Annotated in this window: 1 protein-coding gene; it reads right to left on the bottom strand. The window is 59.1% G+C overall.

Going from position 1 to position 1,485, the window contains the following annotated elements:
* Positions 1-1,485, bottom strand: a 1,485-nt coding sequence (gene asnB / locus J1C54_RS05430; protein ID WP_229145972.1) for an asparagine synthase (glutamine-hydrolyzing), incomplete at both ends; no start/stop codon positions are given.

The following is a 1,485-nucleotide window of genomic DNA, read 5'->3' as shown; positions in this document are numbered from 1 at the left end:
CCCTGTAAAGCCGGAAACAGTGCGTCCGGGGATTTGCCCTTTCCCGAACCTTGCAGCAGGCTTGCAGGCTCACGGTTCATCGACGCGACGCCCGCGAACAGTGCCTGCTGGTCAGTACTCTCCAGCACCGCCGCCAACTTGTGCAGCTTCTCGCCGAAGGTGCGCATCTGCAGCCGCCCCGGCAAAAACCTGCCACCGCGTTGCATCAGGCGGTCGTAAGCATCCACAGGAATTGTCTTGAGCATAATGCCCAGTGCGCGGCGCGCTGGCAGTGGCAAATACCTCAGCTTGCGCCAAATACGTGGCACCCACAGATGACGGTTATACCCGCCAAACAGCTCATCGCCGGCATCGCCAGATAGAGCTACGGTAACGTGTTCACGGGTCAGCCTTGAAATCAGCACAGAGGGCAACTGAGATGAATCGGCGAACGGCTCGTCATAAAGATCCGCCAGACCAGGTACCAGATCCAGCGCCATGGCAGAAGTTGCCTGCAATGTCAGATGCTCGGTGCCGAGATGTTTTGCCACCGCTTCGGCATGGCCGGATTCATCGTAGCGATGGTCATCAAAGCCCACGGAAAATGTGCGCACCGGCCGGTCAGACTGCTGCTGCATCAATGCCACAATCAACGAACTGTCGACGCCGCCAGAGAGAAAGGCGCCTAGTGGCACATCGGCGAGCATGCGGCTACGTACAGATTGACTGAGCGCCTGCTCCACCGCAGCAATCGCTGCACCATGATCGCTGATCGGCGCCGCCATGGCGTCACGGGCTGCCTGCTCTGCCGACCACCAGATTATCGGTGCAGGCAGTTGCCCACTCAGCACATCGGCAGTTGACACCGTCAACAGACTAGCCGGCGGCAGTTTCGCTACACCCCGAAAAATGCTCGCCACACCGCCAACACAACCAAAACGCAGGTAATCTTCCAGCACATCGGTGGCCAGCGTGCCCTGCCAATGGGGATGCGCCATCAACGACTTCAGTTCAGAACCGAACAACAGCGGGCCACGTCCGCCACTGGCAAACCCGTAGTAAAGTGGCTTCTCACCAAAGCGGTCCCGGGCCAGTGTCAATGTCTGTTGCTGACGATCCCACAGGGCAATAGCGAACATGCCCACGGCAGCTTCGAGTGCGGACTGCAGGCCCCATGTAGCTATGGCAGACAACAGCACCTCGGTATCCGAGTTACCTCTCCAGCCATTCCCCGCCCCACTGTGCCCTTGAAGCTTGCTTCTCAGCGTCTGGTAATTATAGATCTCGCCGTTAAACGCCATCACATAGCGCCCGCACGCAGAGTGCATGGGCTGATGACCGGCCGGAGAGAGATCAATGATTGCCAGACGAGCATGGCCAAGTGCAATGCCGATATTGGCATCCACCCAAACACCGTGGTCATCCGGTCCACGATGATTCAGCTGCTGCGTCATTGTCCGGGTAAATGCCTGCAAGTCCCCGGCATCCAGCTCAGGCCGGGGCAGC

This window comes from Alcanivorax sp. 1008 (assembly GCF_020667895.1).
Classification (GTDB): domain Bacteria; phylum Pseudomonadota; class Gammaproteobacteria; order Pseudomonadales; family Alcanivoracaceae; genus PGZG01.
This window is presented reverse-complemented; position numbering and strand designations above follow the sequence as displayed.